This is a genomic window from Rhizobium sp. RU33A (assembly GCF_900156055.1).
Classification (GTDB): Bacteria; Pseudomonadota; Alphaproteobacteria; order Rhizobiales; family Rhizobiaceae; genus Allorhizobium.
Map to the genome: position 1 here is coordinate 34,379 of NZ_FTMQ01000010.1, position 19,544 is coordinate 53,922.

The 19,544-nt window shown below is 61.5% G+C and carries 16 protein-coding genes; 10 read left to right on the forward strand and 6 right to left on the reverse strand.

Annotated features, from left to right (window positions below):
* Nucleotides 1-33: 33 nt before the first annotated feature.
* A complete protein-coding gene (locus BW978_RS22440; RefSeq protein WP_076398370.1) occupies nt 34-837 on the forward strand; it encodes a DUF72 domain-containing protein in 804 nt (267 codons plus the stop codon).
* Between the two features lie 152 nt (nt 838-989).
* Nucleotides 990-2,651: a Na/Pi cotransporter family protein gene (locus BW978_RS22445; RefSeq protein WP_076398373.1), complete on the forward strand. Its 1,662-nt coding sequence runs from the start codon at nt 990-992 to the stop codon at nt 2,649-2,651.
* Nucleotides 2,652-2,676: 25 nt separating this feature from the next.
* Here the strand turns inward: BW978_RS22445 and BW978_RS22450 are convergent, their stop codons facing one another.
* Complete coding sequence (locus tag BW978_RS22450; protein WP_076398375.1) at nt 2,677-4,167, reverse strand: NAD(P)H-hydrate dehydratase; 1,491 nt, start codon at nt 4,165-4,167, stop codon at nt 2,677-2,679.
* Between the two features lie 351 nt (nt 4,168-4,518).
* Here BW978_RS22450 and BW978_RS22455 point away from each other — a divergent pair, with 351 nt between their 5' ends.
* The 4 genes from BW978_RS22455 (at nt 4,519) to hspQ (ending at nt 7,818) form a co-directional block, all read left to right on the forward strand.
* Nucleotides 4,519-4,857 carry a P-II family nitrogen regulator gene (locus BW978_RS22455; protein WP_006727717.1) on the forward strand — a complete coding sequence of 113 codons (339 nt, stop codon included), beginning with the start codon at nt 4,519-4,521 and terminating at the stop codon, nt 4,855-4,857.
* A 62-nt stretch (nt 4,858-4,919) separates the two neighbouring features.
* The gene (gene glnA, locus BW978_RS22460) at nt 4,920-6,329 is read left to right on the forward strand and encodes a type I glutamate--ammonia ligase (protein ID WP_076398378.1); all 1,410 of its coding nucleotides are present in this window, start codon (nt 4,920-4,922) and stop codon (nt 6,327-6,329) included.
* 151 nt (nt 6,330-6,480) lie between these two features.
* Nucleotides 6,481-7,401: a DMT family transporter gene (locus BW978_RS22465; RefSeq protein WP_076398380.1), complete on the forward strand. Its 921-nt coding sequence runs from the start codon at nt 6,481-6,483 to the stop codon at nt 7,399-7,401.
* An 87-nt stretch (nt 7,402-7,488) separates the two neighbouring features.
* Complete coding sequence (hspQ, locus tag BW978_RS22470) at nt 7,489-7,818, forward strand: heat shock protein HspQ (protein ID WP_076398383.1); 330 nt, start codon at nt 7,489-7,491, stop codon at nt 7,816-7,818.
* A gap of 78 nt (nt 7,819-7,896) precedes the next feature.
* Here hspQ and BW978_RS22475 read toward each other — a convergent pair whose 3' ends face one another.
* Nucleotides 7,897-8,529, reverse strand: coding sequence for an invasion associated locus B family protein (locus tag BW978_RS22475; RefSeq protein ID WP_054149211.1), 633 nt, complete (start codon nt 8,527-8,529; stop codon nt 7,897-7,899).
* Between the two features lie 270 nt (nt 8,530-8,799).
* Here BW978_RS22475 and BW978_RS22480 point away from each other — a divergent pair, with 270 nt between their 5' ends.
* The 3 genes from BW978_RS22480 to BW978_RS22490 all read left to right on the forward strand — a co-directional run bounded on the left by BW978_RS22480 (nt 8,800) and on the right by BW978_RS22490 (nt 12,367).
* Nucleotides 8,800-10,605, forward strand: coding sequence for an extracellular solute-binding protein (locus BW978_RS22480; RefSeq protein ID WP_076398386.1), 1,806 nt, complete (start codon nt 8,800-8,802; stop codon nt 10,603-10,605).
* A 97-nt stretch (nt 10,606-10,702) separates the two neighbouring features.
* Nucleotides 10,703-11,374 (forward strand): DsbA family oxidoreductase, encoded by a 672-nt coding sequence (locus BW978_RS22485; protein WP_076398389.1) that lies wholly within the window; start codon nt 10,703-10,705, stop codon nt 11,372-11,374.
* A 57-nt stretch (nt 11,375-11,431) separates the two neighbouring features.
* Nucleotides 11,432-12,367: a DMT family transporter gene (locus BW978_RS22490; protein ID WP_076398391.1), complete on the forward strand. Its 936-nt coding sequence runs from the start codon at nt 11,432-11,434 to the stop codon at nt 12,365-12,367.
* A gap of 34 nt (nt 12,368-12,401) precedes the next feature.
* Here the strand turns inward: BW978_RS22490 and mfd are convergent, their stop codons facing one another.
* Nucleotides 12,402-15,911, reverse strand: a complete 3,510-nt coding sequence (gene mfd / locus BW978_RS22495; protein WP_076398394.1) for a transcription-repair coupling factor — start codon at nt 15,909-15,911, stop codon at nt 12,402-12,404.
* Between the two features lie 5 nt (nt 15,912-15,916).
* The gene (locus tag BW978_RS22500; RefSeq protein WP_054149205.1) at nt 15,917-16,231 is read right to left on the reverse strand and encodes an FAD assembly factor SdhE; all 315 of its coding nucleotides are present in this window, start codon (nt 16,229-16,231) and stop codon (nt 15,917-15,919) included.
* Nucleotides 16,232-16,326: 95 nt separating this feature from the next.
* Here BW978_RS22500 and recG point away from each other — a divergent pair, with 95 nt between their 5' ends.
* Nucleotides 16,327-18,432 (forward strand): ATP-dependent DNA helicase RecG, encoded by a 2,106-nt coding sequence (gene recG, locus BW978_RS22505; RefSeq protein WP_076398397.1) that lies wholly within the window; start codon nt 16,327-16,329, stop codon nt 18,430-18,432.
* Nucleotides 18,433-18,444: 12 nt separating this feature from the next.
* Here recG and BW978_RS22510 read toward each other — a convergent pair whose 3' ends face one another.
* Both BW978_RS22510 and BW978_RS22515 read right to left on the reverse strand, forming a co-directional pair.
* On the reverse strand, nt 18,445-19,173 hold the full coding sequence (locus BW978_RS22510) for a DUF502 domain-containing protein (protein WP_083697684.1): 729 nt from the start codon (nt 19,171-19,173) through the stop codon (nt 18,445-18,447).
* Nucleotides 19,174-19,275: 102 nt separating this feature from the next.
* Nucleotides 19,276-19,544, reverse strand: a 269-nt coding sequence (locus BW978_RS22515) for an SIS domain-containing protein (protein WP_139330640.1), incomplete at its 5' end; no start/stop codon positions are given.

Genomic DNA, 19,544 nt, shown 5'->3' on the forward strand with positions numbered 1-19,544 from the left:
AATTGCCTAGCTAACTTCAATGGGAGGCATTTCATGACCAAATCCGGCACGATCCGCACCGGCATCGGTGGTTGGACCTTCGATCCCTGGGACGACAGCTTCTACCCCTCCGATCTGCCCAAGAAGCGGCAACTGGACTATGCCAGCCGGCAGCTGACTGCGATCGAGGTCAACGGCACATACTATTCCAGCCAGAAGCCGGCGACCTTCGCCAAATGGGCATCGGAGGTGCCGGAGGGTTTCGTCTTTTCGCTGAAAGCAAGTCGCTATTGCACCAACCGCAAGGTGCTGGCCGAGGCCGGTCCGTCGATCGAGAAATTCGTCAACCAGGGCATTGCAGAACTCGGGGATCATCTGGGGCCGATCCTCTGGCAATTCATGGCGACGAAGAAGTTCGAGCCCGAGGACTTCGAAGTCTTTCTGGCGCTCCTGCCGAAGACGCTGGAGGGCCGGCCCCTCACCCATGTCGTCGAGCCGCGTCATGCTTCCTTCCAGGTGCCAGAATTCATCGAGATGCTGAGGCGCCATGGCGTAGCCGCCGTCTGCGCCGATCATCACGACTACCCGATGTTCGCGGATCCAACCGCTGATTTCATCTACGCACGGCTGCAAAAGGGCACGGACGAGACGCCGACCTGTTACCCGCCGGCGGAACTCGATGCCTGGTCAGAACGGCTGAGAACCTACGCTGGCGGCGGTGTGCCCGACGATCTCCCGCTGATTGCCAAAGACAGTGCGGCGGCGAAAAAACCTCGCGACGTCTTTGCCTTCTTCATCTCCGGCGGCAAGGTGAATGCGCCGCGCGGCGCGATGGATCTGCAAAAGAAGCTCGGTTGATCGCTCCGGCCGACTGACAGTCATCAATTTGTGACAATGGCGAATTTGGACTAGGCTCGGTCGCAGAGTCGCGGACAAGACCGCGACCTCGGCCGGCATGGTTCCCGTTTTGGACGTGCGCGTCCACCATTGCAAATTTTCGGGGCACTTTCATGTCGGGTATCGCCGTCTTCATTCATCTCGCCGGCGCCGTTGCGCTGCTTCTCTGGGCGACACGCATGGTGCGCACCGGGATCGAGCGCGCCTACGGCGGCGTTTTGAAGGACAAGCTCCGGCATGCCGTCGGCAACCGATTTTCGGCTGCTTTCGCGGGCTTTCTATTCGCGGTGGCGCTGCAAAGCGCAACGGCCGTCGCATTGATCGTCTCATCCTTTTCGGCGGCGGGTTATGTTTTGCCGGCCATGGGTGTCGCGACCCTGCTTGGTGCCGACTTCGGCTCGGCCTTTGTCGTGCGCATTCTGCGCTACGATCTCTCGCTGCTTGTTCCCGTTCTGCTTCTCGCGGGCACCGTTGCATTCAGGACATCCGAGGCGCGCGGCTGGCGGCAGATCGGCCGCATCCTGTTCGGACTCGGCCTGCTCCTCCTGTCACTCCGCCTGATCGGCGAGGCGTCGGAGCCGCTGCGCGAGAGCCAGATCCTGCCTGTTCTCTTCAATTATCTCGCCAGCGACTGGATCAGCGCCTTTGCGCTGGCGGCCCTGCTTGCCTGGGCTTTCCATTCCAGTGTCGCTGCCGTCCTTCTGGTCGCGTCGCTCGCCGACCAGCATCTCTTGCCGGATGCGCTGATCATTCCGCTGGTGCTCGGGATCAATTTTGGCGCCGCCATCATCGCTGCACTGCTCACCAAGAATGCCGCGCCGAACGCCAGAATCGTGCCGCTCGGCAATGTTGTGATCCGTGGGATGATGACTTTGGTCGCGCTCGCGGCCCAGTTCGTATTTGCAATCAGCCCGACGGTCTTTGCCGCCCTTCCCGGGGATGCCGTCGTCATGGTGCATCTGGCAATGAACGGCGCCGTACTGGTGCTCGGCCTGCCCTTTGCCGGGCTCGTGGCAGGCCTTCTGGAGCGCATGCTCGCTCGCAGCGAGGAGCGGCCGGCCAATGACGATCGCCTTTCTGCCCTGAACGTGATGGATCTCGGCAATCCGCAGCAGGCGATCTCCAACGCGACGCGTGAGGTTCTGGCTGTCTGCGACAAGACCGAGGTGATGCTGGACGGCATCTTCGATCTCTTCGAGCACTGGGATCCAAAGAAGATGGAGCGGATTGAAACGCTCGACGACCAGATCGACACGATCCATCGCGACATCAAGTTCTACCTCGCTCGCATTTCCGCAACCGCACTCGACCAGACGTCGGCAGCGCAATGCCAGAACCTGCTGGGCGCAACGATCAAGATCGAGCAGGCGGCCGACATCATCTCGCAGAACATGCTGACACGCGCCCGCAAGAAGAAGGAGCGCAACGTCGCCTTCTCGGCCGAGGGCTGGGCGGAGCTCTGCGCCATGCACAACGAGGTGGTGAAGAATGCCCATCTCGCCTTCAACCTGCTCGTCACCCGCGATCTCGAGCATGCCCGCCAGCTCGTCGCCCGCAAGGAAGCGATCCGTAACCTGGTGAAGACCAGCGAGGAGAGCCATCTTCAGCGTCTGCGCCAGGGCAATGCCGCAAGTTTCGAATCGAGCTCGCTGCATATCGACACCATGCGCGATCTGAAGGAGATCAACTCCCTCTTCGTCTCGATCGCCTATCCCTTGCTCGAGGGCGAAGGCATGTTGCGGCGCAGCCGCCTCATGCAGCCGGCGGAGCTGTGAACGCTAAAGTCGAGGGTGTTGACGCCTAGTCCGCTTGGATCTGGGTGATCAGGTCTTCGGCCGTCAGCGTGCGACCGGCACGGAGCGCCGCCTGACCGTGCTGGTAGACAGCCGCACAGGCCGCCTCGAAAGCCGGCATCCCATTGGCCAGCCGTGCGCCAATGATGCCGGCAAGGACATCACCCGATCCGGCAGTGGCAAGGGTCGCGGGCGCCTCTTCCTCAATGCCTGCGCGCCCGTCCGGCGCGGCAATCACGGTATCCGCTCCCTTGTAGACAACGATACCGCCCAGGGCGTCGGCAGCCGCAAGTGCCTTTTCCACCTTGCCCAAGCTGCGGTCCGCTGCAATCTCCGGAAAGAGGCGTGAAAACTCACCCTCATGCGGCGTGACGACCAGCCTCGGCTCATCGGAACCGAAGCGCGCATTCAGTCGCTTAGCGGCACCCGCAAAGGCAGTGATACCGTCGGCATCGAGGACGAGCTTGCGTCCGGCCTGGCCGATCATCTCCGCAAACGCGCGGGCACGCTGCCGATCACCGAAACCCGGGCCAAGCACGAACGTCGTGCGGCGCGTGTCGGCCAGCCATTCGGACAAGGCATCGACACCGTCGACCGCACTCAGCATGACCGCCGTCAGGTGGGCGGCATTGGTCGCGAGCGCCTCCGATGGCGACGCAAGCGTGACCAGTCCGGCACCAGCCCTCAATGCCGCCTCGGCAGACAGGCGCCCTGCGCCGGTCGCCGTCTGCGGACCGGAGAACACAGTCACATGGCCGCGGCGGTACTTGTGATCGTGCGCCGAACCGTATCGGACATGAGGCGCCCAGATTGCAGGACCGTTTATCCAGAGCGGACGGGCTTCCGCCTGGACGATCCGCCGGGGAATGCCGATGTCGAAAACCTCAAGGCTCCCGCAATGAAGCCGACCCGGCAGCAGAACATGGCCAGGCTTCCTCGTCATGAAGGTCACGGTATGGCTTGCCTCGAAGGCTTCTCCTCTGATTTCCCCCGTTGCCCCGTCGATGCCGGAGGGGAGGTCAACGGCAAGCACAGGCAGTCCCGCCTCCTGAATCGTGCGGATGAGCGCCTGCACGGCAGCCGGAAGCTCGCGTCTCAGGCCGGCACCGAACAGTGCATCGATGATCACCTCGCCTGCATCAGGGTGGAACTGCTCGATGGCCATCACCGGAAGTGGGCAGGCGGCTTGCGCGCGCGCGGCATCCCCCTTGAGCGCCGCAGTCTCCACCAGACTGTGGACGCGGACATCGGCGCCCGCGCGCGCCAGGGCTGAAGCCGCGACATATCCGTCTCCGCCATTGTTTCCCGGCCCGCAAAGGATCACGAACCGCAAGGCTCCGGGAAAGTGACGAAGTGCCGCCGCAGCGACCGCCTCCCCCGCACGCAGCATCAACCCAAAGCTGTCGATCCCAGACGAAGAAGTGGCCGCATCCACACGGGCCATGGCCTCCGGTGTCAGAAGGATCTCGGGGCGTCGGTGGTCGCTGGGGCGGGTCATGGGGCAAGGTTAGAGCAGAATCCACGCCTTGCGCAACGCTGCACGATTTTAGGCAAAGGCAAGTGATGTCTTTCTGTGCAAATGCCTAGTTTGCAGGCTTTAAGATCAGAAAATGCGCAAGGAGGCCAGCATGTTAGTGGTATAGCAGCCCTGGAAAAAAGATTGGCTAAAATCGATATTTTGCAGGAAACGGGCTGGCTTTTCCGGTCGTTTTGCTGGAGATTTGCCCTGTCGGACGGAGGAGGCGACGGTTTTTGCGCGATTTTCGCGAAAAACTGGCACATTCCCTGCATCCAGCCCGGCGGGCGGGGCTCATCCTGCTTTACTGAGGAAGCGGAGAGAAATTTTCTCATGAAAAAGATCGAAGCGATCATCAAGCCTTTCAAGCTCGACGAAGTGAAGGAAGCCCTTCAGGAAGTCGGCTTGCAGGGTATCACTGTGACGGAAGCCAAGGGTTTCGGTCGCCAGAAGGGCCATACCGAGCTCTATCGCGGCGCCGAATACGTCGTGGACTTCCTGCCCAAGGTGAAGGTCGAAGTTGTACTGGCCGACGAGAACGTGGAGGCCGTCATCGACGCCATCCGCAATGCAGCTCAGACGGGCCGCATCGGCGACGGCAAAATCTTCGTTTCGAACGTCGAAGAAGTCGTCCGCATTCGAACCGGCGAAACCGGTATCGACGCCATCTAATCGGACCCGACACCAAGGGAGGTCGGGTTTAAATCGTCAGTTCACGCGAGGAATATAAAAATATGACGACCGCAAACGATATTCTGAAACAGATCAAGGACAACGATATCAAGTTCGTCGACCTGCGCTTTACCGATCCGAAGGGCAAGCTGCAGCACGTGACGATGGACATCGCCTGCGTCGACGAAGACATGTTCGCCGATGGCGTCATGTTCGACGGTTCCTCGATTGCCGGCTGGAAGGCCATCAACGAGTCCGACATGGTACTGATGCCGGATCCGGCAACCGTCCACATGGACCCCTTCTTCGCCCAGTCGACGATGGTCATCCTCTGCGACATCCTCGATCCTGTGTCGGGTGAATCGTATAACCGCGACCCGCGCGGCACGGCCAAGAAGGCTGAAGCCTATCTGAAGGCATCGGGTATCGGTGATACCGTGTTCGTCGGTCCGGAAGCTGAATTCTTCGTCTTCGACGACGTGAAATACAAGGCCGACCCCTACAACACCGGCTTCAAGCTCGACTCGACCGAACTCCCGTCGAACGATGATACCGAGTATGAAACCGGCAACCTTGGCCACCGTCCGCGCGTAAAGGGTGGCTATTTCCCGGTTCCGCCGATCGACAGCCTGCAGGACATGCGCTCGGAAATGCTGACGGTTCTCGGTGAAATGGGCGTTGTCGTCGAAAAGCATCACCACGAAGTGGCCGCGGCCCAGCACGAGCTTGGCATCAAGTTCGACACGCTGGTACGCAACGCCGACAAGATGCAGATCTACAAGTATGTCGTGCATCAGGTCGCCAATGCCTATGGCAAGACGGCGACCTTCATGCCGAAGCCGATCTTCGGCGACAACGGCTCGGGCATGCACGTGCACCAGTCGATCTGGAAGGACGGCAAGCCGACCTTCGCCGGCGACGAATATGCCGGCCTGTCCGAGAGCTGCCTCTACTACATCGGCGGCATCATCAAGCATGCCAAGGCACTCAATGCCTTCACCAACCCGTCGACCAACTCCTACAAGCGTCTGGTCCCGGGTTACGAAGCACCGGTTCTGCTGGCCTATTCCGCCCGCAACCGCTCCGCATCGTGCCGCATTCCCTTCGGCACCAACCCGAAGGCGAAGCGCGTCGAAGTCCGCTTCCCGGATCCGATGGCGAACCCCTACCTCGCCTTCGCCGCCATGCTGATGGCCGGCCTTGACGGCATCAAGAACAAGATCCATCCGGGCAAGGCCATGGACAAGGACCTCTACGACCTGCCGCCGAAGGAACTGAAGAAGATCCCGACGGTCTGCGGTAGCTTGCGCGAAGCGCTCGAAAGCCTCGACAAGGATCGCAAGTTCCTGACCGCAGGCGGCGTGTTCGACGACGACCAGATCGATTCGTTCATCGAATTGAAGATGCAGGAAGTCATGCGCTTCGAAATGACCCCGCATCCGGTCGAATACGACATGTACTATTCGTCCTGATATCCGGGTTAGTCGACCAGAAGCGCCGGCGGAGAGATCCGCCGGCGTTTTTCGTTTGTCTGGGTACCATTTCGAGGAAATGTCGCTTTCTCCGAGGACAGCGGCGCGCTAGCAGTTGGACAGTCCTTTCCCTCCGCCGACAGCGATCCCGATGCCCGCTCCCCACCAGACCACCGATCCGCGCCTCTACGACTGGCTGCTGTTCCTGCTCGCGCCCCTGTTCTTTTCTTCGAACCTGATCTTCGGTCGCGGCATATCAGGTGAGGTCGGGCCTTTCACCACGGCACTATTGCGGTGGGTCGGAGCTGCAATCCTGATGTCACCCTTCATCTGGCACGAGCGACGGGCCTGCCTTGCCTTCGTCCGGCAACACACCGCCCTCTGGCTCACGCTTGGCATTCTCGGCATGGGCATTTGCGGCGGGGTCGTCTACTGGGCGCTGACCCTCACCACCGCCTCGAACGCGACGTTGATCTATACGACCTCGTCGCTCTTCATCATCCTGTTCCAGTGGCTGTTTCAGAAGCGCGCGATCACCGGTCGCGAACTTCTCGGCATGCTCATCGCCTTTGGCGGTGTCATCGCGATCGTCCTGAAGGGCCAGCCGGAGGCGCTCTTTGAACTCACCTTCAACATCGGTGATCTCGCCATCCTCGTGGCTGCCATCGCCTTTGCCGCCTATTCCCTCTTGCTCAGGCGCCCTTCCGTGCGCGCCATGCCGCCGCTGCCTCTGTTCGCCCTTTTGGCTTTGTCGGGCGCGATTGTCCTGATCCCGCCGGGACTGATCGAAATGACCTCGGGGGCGCCCCTGCCCGACACCTGGATGGAGTTCGCCAAGCTCGCTGGGATCATCCTCTTTGCCTCGCTGGCGGCCTTCTACTGCTTCCAGCATGCCGTCCAGGTCTTCGGGCCCGGGATAGCCGGAATGACCCTTTACCTCATGCCGCCGATGTCCATCCTGATGGCGGTCGTCTTCCTCGGTGAACGCTTCGAGCACTACCATGCCATCGGCATCGTCCTGGTCACCGGCGGGCTGATCCTTGCAACCGCACCTCGTCGAAAAACGGCCTAGCTGTGGCATCCGGCCACGCCGTTACACACCATCCCTTGATTTTGGCGGGCTTTCTTCCCAAATATGACAGGGAAAGGAAGTCAAACCATGAAACAACGAAGCGCTAAATTTGGTATCGGGGACGTCGTACGGCACAAGTTCTTTCCGTTCCGCGGCGTGATCTTCGATGTTGATCCGGAGTTTGCCAATTCCGAGGAATGGTGGAACGCCATCCCCGCCGAAGTACGGCCGCACAAGGACCAGCCCTTCTATCATCTGCTCGCGGAGAACTCCGAGACGGAATATGTGGCCTATGTTTCCGAGCAGAACCTTGAACAGGATCAGAGCCAGGAGCCTCTGCGAAATCCGCAGATCCAGCAGATCTTCGAACCCCAGCAGACGGGCCGCTACAAGCCGAAGATGAACTTCGCTCACTGATATCCATCCAACAACAGAATGCAAAAAGCCCGCGTCGACTGACGCGGGCTTCCTGTATTTCTAACCGATTGTGGCGGATCAGTTGCCCTGCTTGGCAGCGTTCTGGGCGTCGGTGATTGCCTTGTTGCGCTCTTCCTGCTTCTTCTGCATGGCTTCCTGCAGCAGACGCTGACGCTCTTCGGCCTGCGATTGCGACATCGCTTCGCCGTCGAACGCGCCGGTGAATCCGCTCAGCGGGATCTTGATCGGGTTCGGTGCGCGGCGGAAGTTGATCGAGGTGAAGACGACCTCGCCACCCTTCTTCAAGCTGTCGATGATCGCGTCCGTCAGCGGGATTTCCGCGGTGCAGCGGTCCGGCAGGCAGACGGCGTAGTCGAGCTTGGTGCCCTTGGCGCCATCGATCTGCATCATCACGCCCGGCGGGATGAGACGGGCCGAGGGTACCGTGACCTGCAGCAGCTTGCGGTTGACCTTGCCTTCGACCGTGATCAGGCCAACGGCGGTGATCAGCTGGCCGTTTGCGGCGACGAGCTGGTTCTGGACCACGCAGACGTCGGATTCTTCCTGCTTGGCGCAGGTTTTGAACCACCGCGGCTCGGAGGGAGCGGCAGCTTCCTGTGCCTGTGCGACGACCGGCATGGCGCTTGCCGCGAAGGACAGAGCGATTGCAGACACAGCCGTCCGCGTTGCGTTGCTAAGTTTGAACATCATACGTATTCCGTCTCCTGAAAACCCCTGTCGCGCGGACTTGTGTGCCGCGTCATTCACCGGTCTTGCCTGCCCACCTGTGGTTCAAATGAGGCAAATACATGACCCTGCGATCTGGCTCACCTGTTACATTGCGGCGGCCAGAATATCCAGCGTTTCTTTGACTCCGGATCGACTCACATCTCCTCAATCTCACCTGCTTGTGTTGGTTTTATGGTGAGTGTGCTAGCGTCCCGGCACATTCGAGAATCTAATCCAAGGAGGATCGTCGCCTTGCGCCGTCTCTTGTTTACTCTGCTTCTGCTACCCTTCGCGTCTGCCACCACGGCACAACCCATGCACGGCATCGCCATGCATGGAGAGCCTGCGCTTGCCGCCGACTACACGCATTTTCTCTATGTAAATCCTGATGTGAAGAAGGGCGGCAAGGTCAATTACGGCGTGGTGGGCACCTACGATGCTTTAAACCCTTTTGTCCTCAAGGGCATGCGCACGACGGCGCGCGGCGTCTGGGATCCGGAATTCGGCAATCTGCTCTACGAGCCGCTGATGACCCGGTCAGCCGACGAGCCCTTCACCCTCTACGGCCTGCTGGCCGAAACCGTCGAATGGGATGCGGACCGGACCTATGTGCAGTTCAATCTCAATCCGGAAGCGCGCTGGCATGATGGCAAACCGGTCACTCCCGAAGATGTGATCTTCACCTTCGAGCTGTTACGCGACAAGGGACGCCCGCCCTTTAACGGCCGTCTCAACGCGGTTGCCAGCATGGAGAAGGTTGGTGAGCACGGCATCAAGTTCACCTTCAACGAAAAGGCCAATCGCGAGACACCGCTGATCTTCGCCAATTCGACACCGATTCTGCCGAAACACGCGGTTGATCCTGAAACCTTCGATCAGGGCGGGCTCGCCATCCCGGTCGGTTCGGGCCCCTACAGGATCAAGGAGCTGAAGCCCGGCGAGAAGGTCACATGGGCGCGTGATCCCGACTATTGGGGCAAGGACCTTCCTTCAAAGGTTGGCATCGACAATTACGACGAGATCAGCGTCACCTATTTCTTGCAGGAAGCGACACTGTTCGAGGCCTTCAAGAAGGGCGAGATCGACATCTATCCGGATGGCGATTCCAACCATTGGCAGAGGGCCTACAATTTCCCGGCCGCAGAGAATGGCGATGTCGTGAAGGAAGCCTTCAAGCCGGGGCTTCCCTCCGGCATGCTGGGCTTCGTCTTCAATACGCGACGCACGATCTTTTCGGACGTCAAGGTCCGCGAGGCAATCAGCACCGCCTTTGACTTCGAAGCGATGAACAAGACGCTCTTCGGCAACGCCTTCACCCGCACCCAAAGCTACTGGCAGAATTCCGCGCTTGGCGCCTTCGGCAATGCCGCCGACGAGAGAGAACTGGCGCTGCTGGGGCCTGCGAAGGAGAAACTCTCACCGGAAATTCTCGCCGGCACCTACACGCAGTCGGCGACAGATGGGTCCGGCGGTGACCGCAAGGCGCTCGGCATGGCCGTCAGGCTCTTCCAGGAGGCCGGTTACAAGATCCAGGGCGGCAAGATGATCGATGCCGCCGGCAAGCCCTTCGCCTTCGAGGTGATGACCCAGAACGAAGGTCAGGAGAAGATGGCCATCGCCTTTCAGCGGACGCTGAAGCTGATCGGCATCGACATGGCCATCCGCACCGTTGACGACGCGCAGTATCAGGCGCGCTCCAACAGCTTTGACTACGACATGATCATCAAGTCCTACACGTCGTCGCTCTCGCCCGGCGCCGAGCAGGTCAATCGCTGGGCATCCGAAGCGAAGGACGCCCAGGGTAGCTTCAATTACGCCGGCGTTGCCGATCAAGACATCGACCGCATGATCGAGGCGCTCCTGCAGGCACGCGACCCGGCCGATTTCCAGGCGGCCGTGCGGGCCTATGACCGGCTCCTCGTTGCCGGGCACTATCTCGTGCCGCTCTATCATATCGGCGAGCAATGGGTGGCCCGCTGGAAGCATATCGGACGGCCGGACGCAGCCCCGCTCTATGGCTACCAGCGCTCGACCTGGTTCGACGCACGCGTCCAGTAACAGTAAGCGATTGACGCTGTGTTTCAGGGCCGGAGCTTGTCTCCGGCCCGCTTTGCTTTAAGTGACAGGCATACCTCTGCCAGGAAAGGACACCCTCATGGACCGCATCACCATCGACCTCGTATCCGACGTGGTCTGCCCCTGGTGTTATCTCGGCAAGGCGCGGCTCGAACTCGCGATCGCCGAAGTGCAGGACGAAGTCAGCGTCGACATCAACTGGCGCCCCTATCAGCTCAATCCCGACTATCCGCCTGAAGGTGTCGACCAGCAGGTGGAACTGGCGAAGAAGCTGGGCGGCAAGGACAAGATGGACCAAGCGCATGCGCATCTGAAGTCGCTGGGCGCCGAGGTCGGCATTGCCTTTGATTTCGAAGCCATCAAAGTTGGCCCGAACACGCTCGATGCGCATCGGCTGATCCATTGGGCCGGCCAGGAAAGCCGGGAAACGCAGACCCACGTGGTCGATCTCCTGTTCAAGGCGAATTTCGAACAGGGCCGCAATATCGGCGACACCGCCGTACTGCGCGACATCGCGACCGAGGCCGGACTGTCGCGTCCTGTTATCGAATCGCTGCTGTCAGGCGATGCTGACGTCAACCATGTGCTCTCAGAGGTGGAAGCCGCCAAGCAAATGGGCGTGAACGGCGTTCCCTTCTTCATCTTCGACCAGCAATACGCGGTCAGCGGCGCCCAGCAGCCGGCGGAACTCGCCAATGCCTTGCGCGAAATCGCCAAGGCGAAGGCCGAGGCGCTGCGCAATCTGAATTGACGGTTGTAACGAACACTCGTATCCCGGTGAGGTAACCTCCTCCCCGGGATCATCACCTTGTCCGCCGACACGACCTTCAAAGGCGTCATCTTCGCCTTCATCTGCTTTGCCGCTTATTCCTTCAGTGACGCCGCTGTGAAGCTCGTCGAAGGGCGCGTGCCCGCCTTCGAGGCAGGTTTCATCGGCAGCCTGTTCGGCTTCCTGGCAATTCCCTTCCTGATGAAGCGCGGCGACCGCTATACGGATCTGGTGCGCAGCACGAACTGGCCGCTCTGGGGCCTGCGTTTCGTCTGTTCTGCCGTGGGCACCGTCGGCAGCATCATTGCCTTTACCCAGCTCTCGATGGCGGAAGCTTTCTGCCTCATCTTCCTGCTGCCCAGCTTTGCGACGATCATGTCGGTGATCTTCCTCAAGGAAGAGGTCGGCATGAAGCGCTGGGCTGCTGTGTTGATCGGCTTTCTCGGCGTGCTGGTGGTCTTGCGGCCGGGCTTTCGTGAGTTGGAAATCGGACATCTGGCAGCGCTGATTTCGGGCTTTGCCGGCGCCGTCACGATCATCATCTTCCGCGCCATGGGCCCGCAGGAGAAGAATATCTCGCTTTACGGCGCGGGCCTGCTCGGCAGCGTGATCATCTGTGCGGCCTTCTCTCTACCGGACTTCCAGGCACCCGACCGTTATGACCTGATGCTGCTTGCCGCCTTCGGCCTGCTCGCCGCCGTCGGCAATATCTTCATGATGCTGGCGTCGTTTTATGCCCCTGCCCCGATCGTCGGGCCGATCCAGTACAGCCAGATGCTCTGGGCCATCCTGCTGGGCTATCTCGTCTTCGGCGACAAGGTCGACTGGCCGATGGGCATCGGCATCGTGCTGATCGTAGGGTCAGGGCTCCTGACGCTGATCCGCGAGCGCAAACGCGACACGCCGCTTCCGCCACCGGTGGCCGGCAAGACGGATGCGGCACTGGCGATCAAGCCGGACCAATCCGACACTTGAACGAGGTGGGGCCTCAACGGCCCCTTCCATCTGCTCAACCCGACTTCGCCAACTCCGCCAACTGCGTCATCACCACCGCGGCCCCCGAAAGCCGCTTTTCCGGCGTCGGGAGGTCGCGGGTGAGGAACACCGAGTGGTCTGCCCTGATCTTGGCCATGCTGCCCTGCTTCGCGATATAACCAACGAGCGCTGCCGGGTTCGGGAACTGCTTGCCGCGGAACTGGACGACGACGCCCTTGGGGCCGGCTTCCAGCTTCTCGACATTGGCCGTACGGCACAGCGCCTTGATGTAGACGACTTTCAACAGGTGCTGGACCTCGATCGGCATGGGACCGAAGCGGTCGATCAATTCGGCGCCGAATCCGTCGATCTCTCTGAGGTCGTCGAGCTCGCCGAGGCGGCGATAGAGTGCCATGCGCAGATGCAGATCCGGCACGTAGTTTTCCGGGATCATGACCGAGGTGCCGACCTGGATCTGCGGCGACCAGCCGGTATCGACCACTTCATCGACACCCTTCACCTCGGCGACCGCCTCTTCCAGCATCTGCTGGTAGAGCTCAAAGCCGACTTCCTTGATATGGCCGGACTGTTCCTCGCCGAGCAGATTGCCGGCGCCACGGATATCGAGGTCGTGGCTGGCAAGCTGGAAGCCGGCGCCGAGCGTGTCGAGCGACTGCAGGACCTTCAGGCGCCGTTCGGCACCCGCCGTCAGCACCTTGTTGACCGGGAGCGTCAGGAGCGCGAAGGCGCGGACCTTGGAGCGACCCACACGGCCACGGATCTGGTAGAGCTGGGCCAGACCGAACATGTCGGCGCGGTGGACGATCAGCGTGTTTGCCGTGGGCACATCGAGGCCCGATTCGACGATGGTCGTCGAGAGCAGCACGTCATAGCGGCCCTCGTAGAAGGCGTTCATGATGTCTTCGAGCTCGCCGGCAGCCATCTGGCCATGGGCGATCGCCACCTTCAGCTCCGGCACGTTCTCGTCGAGGAAGCTTTTCACATCCGCGAGATCGGCGAGACGCGGGCAGACATAAAAACTCTGGCCGCCGCGATAATGCTCGCGCATCAGCGTCTCGCGAATGACGAGCGGATCGAAAGGCGAGATGAAGGTGCGGACCGCCATACGGTCCACCGGCGGCGTGGTGATCAGCGAGAGTTCGCGCACGCCGGTCATGGCAAGCTGCAGGGTACGCGGGATCGGGGTCGCCGACAGCGTCAGGACGTGAACGTCCGACTTCAGCTCCTTCAGCCGTTCCTTGTGCTTGACGCCGAAATGCTGCTCCTCGTCGATGATCAGCAGGCCGAGATTGGCGAAGCTAACGCCGGTGCCGAGCAGCGCATGCGTGCCAACGACGATGTCGGTCTTGCCGTCTGCGACTTCCTTCTTGACGAGGTTAAGCTCCTTCGTGCCGACAAGGCGCGAGGCCTGCTGGACGCGGATCGGCAGCCCCCGGAAGCGTTCGGAGAAGGTCTTGAAATGCTGGCGGGCCAGCAGTGTGGTCGGCACGACAACGGCGACCTGGATACCGTTCATCGCGGCGATGAAGGCAGCACGAAGCGCCACTTCCGTCTTGCCGAACCCGACGTCGCCGCAGACGAGCCGGTCCATGGGGCGGCCAGCGCCAAGGTCAGAGCGGACGGATTCGATGGCCGTTTCCTGGTCTTCCGTTTCGTCATAGGGGAAACGGGCAGCGAATTCGTCGTAGAGGCCTTCCTGAGTCGTCAGGACCGGTGCAGAGCGGGTCATGCGTTCGGCGGCGATGCGGATCAGGGCACCCGCCATGTCGAGTAGGCGCTTCTTGAGCTTGGCCTTGCGCATCTGCCAGGCGCCGCCGCCCAGCTTGTCGAGCTGCACCTCGGTCGCCTCGCCGCCATAGCGCGAGAGAAGATCGATGTTTTCGACCGGCAGGAAGAGCTTGGCGTCGTCGGCATAACGCAGTTCAAGGCAGGCATGCGGGGCACCCGCTGCCTCAATGGTGCGCAGACCGACGAACCGGCCGATGCCGTGTTCGGCATGCACGACGATCGAGCCTTCGTCGATACCGGCTACTTCCGAGATGAAATCGGCGGCCCGCTTGCGGCGCTTGGAGCGGCGGACCATGCGGTCGCCGAGAATGTCCTGTTCGCCGATGATGACGAGATCGTCTGTCTCGAAGCCACCTTCGAGGCTGAGAACGGCGGTACCCGCCTCGCCTTTCTTCAGCTTGTCGACATCTTTAAGTGCTGCGACCGGTACCAGCCGCTCCAGGCCGTGTTCGTTGAGCACCTGCAGCAGGCGATCGAGCGAACCTTCCGACCAGCCGGACACCACGACTTTGGAGCCGGCAGCGCGCTTGTCGGCGATATAGGTGACGGCCTGGCCGAAGACATTGGCACGATTGCCTTCTTCGCTGCTCGCCTCATTGGCAGACTTCGCCCAGCGCGGTGTCGGTCGGGCCTCGACCTCGATCACCTTGCGGCTCTCGCCACTGGCTTCGGCAAACGGCGTGATGCGGATCGGATCGAATGCGTCGAGCGCCTTGCCGAATTCGCCAGCGCCGAGATAGAGCCGCTCCGGTGGAACCGGCTTGTAGGGCGTGCCCTGGGCGAGATGGCCCTTGCCGGGCGTTGCCGAGTTGAGGCGTGCCTCGTAATAGTCTCGGATCAGCTTGGCGCGTTCTTCGGCTGCCTCACGCACGGTATGGTCAGTGACCATACGGAAGCCACGCAAATAATCGAAGGTGGTTTCCAGCTTGTCGTAGAACATCGGGAGCCAATGCTCCATGCCGGCATACCGGCGCCCCTCCGAGACTGCGGCATAGAGCGCGTCATCGCGGGTGGCGGCTCCAAAGAGAGAGAGATAGTTCTTGCGAAACCGGCTGATGCTTTCCGGCGTCAGCGTCACCTCGCTCATCGGATTGAGATCAAGCGAACGGACCTGTGCGATCGTCCGCTGGCTTGCCGGATCGAAGGAGCGGATGCTTTCGAGTGTGTCGCCGAAGAAATCGAGACGAACAGGCTCTTCCGCACCAGGCACGAAGACATCGAGAATGCCGCCGCGCACGGCGAATTCGCCAACCTCGCGCACCGTCGCGACGCGGTCGAAACCGTTGCGTTCCAGACGCGCGGCAATGTCGTCCATACGCACCTGGTTGCCGGGCTTCGCCGAAAAACCGAGGCTGTCGATGACATCAGCCGGTGCCACCTTCTGCAGCATGGCATTGACCGTCACCAGCACGATTGCCGGATGCGGATTGAGATAGAGCGCAATCAAACCCGACAGTGCCGCCAATCGCCGGGCCGAAACATCAGCGGACGGTGAGACGCGGTCGTAAGGCAGACAGTCCCAGGCCGGCAGGCTTAAGACCGGAATGTCCGGCGCTGCGAAGCTCAGTGTCTGCTCGAGGTTCTGCAGCCGCTGCCCGTCGGATACCACATAGGCGACAGGTTTCCCCTGACGCGCCAGTTCGGCGAGGATGAAGGCATCCATGCCGTCGGGTACATGAGAAAGCGTCAGCGCGGATTGTGCGCCGACAATCCGCTTCACATCGATCAGGGACATATCAGTTACTTTGCAGCGGTTTCTTCGCCGGTCACCGGTGAGAAATCCGGGCGCAGGGCGGCTATGCGTTCGAAGAGTGGTGTCTGGAGATGGGCCGGCACGGGATCGGCGCCGGTAATGTAGCGGACGAGATCGTTGTCCTCTTCCACCATGATGCGTTCTAGCTCGTCGAGCTCCTCATCAGAGAGCTCGCTGATATGGGCCTCGCAGAACTGGCCGAGCATCAGGTCCATCTCCCGGATGCCGCGATGCCAGCAGCGGAACAGGATGCGCCGACGGCGCGGATCGAGGTCGGCACTGCTTTTCACCAGTCCAGTCATCTTGGCATCCTTCCAATTCTTCGGCCTCTATAGAGCAGCGACCGGCAAATGTCAGCTTGCCAAACCGGCATTTTGCGAGGCATTTTGCCCCCATCATGCGTCCCCATCTTCTCGATCCCCTCTTTGCCTCCGTGGCTTCGCTCAGCGGAGTCGGTCCCAAACTTGCCCAGCTTCTCGCCACACTGCTCGGGCGCGAGGATGCCGAGGATGCGCGCGTCGTCGACCTGCTCTTCCTCGCGCCACACCGGCTGATCGACCGGCGCCACCAGCCGGGCATCGCCTATGCCCAACAGGGCTCGCTGGTAACGATCACCGGCCGTGTCGACCGACATCTGCCGCCCCCGAAGGGCAAGAGCAACCTGCCCTACCGCGTGATGCTGCATGACGAGACGGGGGAACTGGCGCTCACCTTCTTCCGGGTCAAGGGCAACTGGCTGGAAAAGGCACTGCCCGTTGACGAGATCGTCATGGTCTCAGGGAAAGTCGACTGGTTCAACGGCCGCGCCTCGATGGTCCATCCGGACCTGATGATGAAGGCGAGCGAGGCCGAGAGCCTGCCGCTGGTCGAGCCGCTTTATCCGCTGACGGCGGGGCTCGGACCCAAGGTGCTGCGCAAGGCCGTGGAAGCAGCGGTCGAGCGCATGCCTGAAATGCCGGAATGGGCGGATGCACCGCTCGCCACGAAACAAGGCTTCGCCAGCGTGCGCGAGAGCCTGGTGGCGCTTCACAATCCGCGCGACGAGAAGGACATCGACCCGCAAGCGCCAGCGAGACGCAGGCTCGCCTATGACGAGTTTCTCGCCGGTCAGGTGTCGCTCGCCTTGGTGCGGCAGAAGCTCCGTAGGGTGCCGGGCGTGCCGGTCAAGCCGACGGGTGAGATCAGCGGAAAGATCCGCGCCACCCTCCCCTTCACACCGACCAACAGCCAGGTGGCTGCGATCGACGACATCCTGAAGGACATGGCGACGGACCAGCGCATGCTGCGGCTCGTCCAGGGCGACGTCGGTGCTGGCAAGACGCTGGTGGCGCTGTTTGCCATGGCAGCCGCCGTCGAGGCGGGCGGGCAGGCCGTTCTGATGGCGCCGACGGAAATCCTGGCGCGGCAGCATCATGCGACCCTTGCCAAGCTCGGCGCGCCAGCAGGCCTCCGGATTGAAGTGCTGACCGGCCGGACCAAAGGCAAGGAGCGCGAAGCAATCCTGGAGCGCATCGCATCCGGCGAAGCACAAATCGTCATCGGCACACACGCGCTCTTCCAGGATGCCGTCAGCTACAAGAACCTGACACTGGCAGTGGTCGACGAACAGCATCGCTTTGGCGTGCACCAACGCCTGCGGCTGACCTCCAAGGGCATCTCGCCACATATGCTGGTAATGACGGCAACGCCGATCCCGCGCACGCTGGTGCTGGCCGCCTTCGGCGACATGGACGTCTCCAAGCTCACCGAGAAGCCCGCAGGCCGCAAGCCGATCCAGACGGTCACCGTCCCGATAGAGCGCGTGCCTGACGTCATCGAACGGCTCCGCTCGGCCATTGCGGAGGGCAAGAAGGCATATTGGATCTGCCCGCTGGTCGAGGAAACGGAAGAAAGCGAGCTGATGTCGGCCGAGGAGCGGCAGTCGGTGCTGGCGCAGTTCATCAAGGCGCCGATCGGCCTCGTGCATGGACGCATGGCGGGGCCGGAGAAGGATGCCGCGATGCTCGCCTTCAAGAACGGCGAGACGCGGCTGCTGGTGGCCACCACAGTGGTCGAGGTCGGTGTCGATGTGCCCGATGCGACGATCATGGTCATCGAACATGCCGAGCGCTTTGGCCTTGCCCAGCTGCATCAGCTGCGCGGTCGCGTGGGCCGCGGCGATGAGGCGTCGAGCTGCATCCTGCTCTACAAGGGGCCACTCGGCGAAACCGGAAAGGCACGGCTGTCGATCCTGCGCGATTCGGAGGACGGCTTCCTGATCGCCGAGGAGGATCTGAAGCTGCGCGGTGAAGGCGAATTGCTCGGCACCCGGCAATCGGGCACGCCAGGCTTCAAGATAGCCAGCCTCGAGCACCACGGAGATCTGCTGGAGATCGCCCGCAAAGATGCGGCCTATCTGCTGGATCGAGACCCGGAACTCACTTCGGAGCGCGGAGAAGCTGTCAGGACGCTGCTCTACCTACATCGCCGCGACGAAGCGATCCGCTTCCTGCATGCGGGGTGAGATCCGGTTGGCTCAGGAACGGCCGGCACGCTTGGGTGGCTCGACCGGGTCGTCCGCCGCAAGGTCCTGAAACGCCGCCATGGCGTCCGCTACCGTCGGCTTGTATTCAGGCGTCACCAGACCGGCAGAGATCAGGAGTTTCACACCCTCTTCCGGGCTCATGTCGAGCAGCATCAGCTTGCTGCGCGGCACGAACATCAGGAAGCCGGCGGTCGGCACAGGCGTCGGCGCCAGGAAAACGGCGACCATTTCCTCGCCATCCTGGTTCAGCCTCGCGGCGATTTCGCCCTTGGCATCCGACGAAATGAAGACCAGCGCCCAGGTTCCGGCGCGCGGGAACTCGATCAGGCCGACCTTCTTGAAGGAATTGCCCTGCTCCTTCAGCACCGTCTCGAAAATCTGCTTGGTGCTCTTGTAGACCGTGCGCACCAGCGGCATCCGGTTCAGGATGTTCTCGCTGTAGGAGACGATTGAGCGCCCGATCAAGTTACGGCCGAGAAACCCGACAAGCGTGATGAACAGGATAGCGATCAGAAGGCCGGTGCCTGGAACGGCAAACGTCAGATAGGCTTCGGGATTGTAGCGATCCGGCAGATAGGGCTTCACCCAGCTGTCTGCCCAGCGGATAAAAGTCCAGGTCAGATAGATGGTGATCGCCATCGGCGCACAGATGATCAGGCCGGTCAGGAAGTTGTTCCTGAGCCGCGTCGCCATCGAAATTCTGTCTGAACCTTCGGTCATGCCCACCGTCATTGTGCAGTGCCGTAACGCTGCGGACAATGCCGGACTGACACCTAGGGCGCAAGAGCTAGAATTGGGGCAGCGGACTGCCCCACTCCGGGATCACTCGACCGTGACGGACTTGGCGAGGTTACGCGGCTGGTCGACGTCTGTGCCCATAAAGACAGCCGTGTGATATGCAAGAAGCTGGATCGGGATGGAATACACCATCGGCGAAATGATCTCGGCGACGACGGGCAGCACGATGGTTGCCATGGTCTCAAGCTTCGAGGCGGTAGCGCCCTTCTCGTCGGTGATGAAGATGATCTTGCCGCCGCGGGCGGCCACCTCCTGCATGTTCGACACGGTCTTCTCGAAGAAGCGGTCGAAGG

Coding starts and splice junctions, on each gene's coding strand:
- BW978_RS22440 (WP_076398370.1), top strand. CDS start 34: ATGACCAAATCCGGCACGATCCGCACCGGCATCGGTGGTTGGACCTTC.
- BW978_RS22445 (WP_076398373.1), top strand. CDS start 990: ATGTCGGGTATCGCCGTCTTCATTCATCTCGCCGGCGCCGTTGCGCTG.
- BW978_RS22450 (WP_076398375.1), bottom strand. CDS start 4,167: ATGACCCGCCCCAGCGACCACCGACGCCCCGAGATCCTTCTGACACCG.
- BW978_RS22455 (WP_006727717.1), top strand. CDS start 4,519: ATGAAAAAGATCGAAGCGATCATCAAGCCTTTCAAGCTCGACGAAGTG.
- glnA (WP_076398378.1), top strand. CDS start 4,920: ATGACGACCGCAAACGATATTCTGAAACAGATCAAGGACAACGATATC.
- BW978_RS22465 (WP_076398380.1), top strand. CDS start 6,481: ATGCCCGCTCCCCACCAGACCACCGATCCGCGCCTCTACGACTGGCTG.
- hspQ (WP_076398383.1), top strand. CDS start 7,489: ATGAAACAACGAAGCGCTAAATTTGGTATCGGGGACGTCGTACGGCAC.
- BW978_RS22475 (WP_054149211.1), bottom strand. CDS start 8,529: ATGATGTTCAAACTTAGCAACGCAACGCGGACGGCTGTGTCTGCAATC.
- BW978_RS22485 (WP_076398389.1), top strand. CDS start 10,703: ATGGACCGCATCACCATCGACCTCGTATCCGACGTGGTCTGCCCCTGG.
- mfd (WP_076398394.1), bottom strand. CDS start 15,911: ATGTCCCTGATCGATGTGAAGCGGATTGTCGGCGCACAATCCGCGCTG.
- BW978_RS22500 (WP_054149205.1), bottom strand. CDS start 16,231: ATGACTGGACTGGTGAAAAGCAGTGCCGACCTCGATCCGCGCCGTCGG.
- recG (WP_076398397.1), top strand. CDS start 16,327: ATGCGTCCCCATCTTCTCGATCCCCTCTTTGCCTCCGTGGCTTCGCTC.
- BW978_RS22510 (WP_083697684.1), bottom strand. CDS start 19,173: ATGACCGAAGGTTCAGACAGAATTTCGATGGCGACGCGGCTCAGGAAC.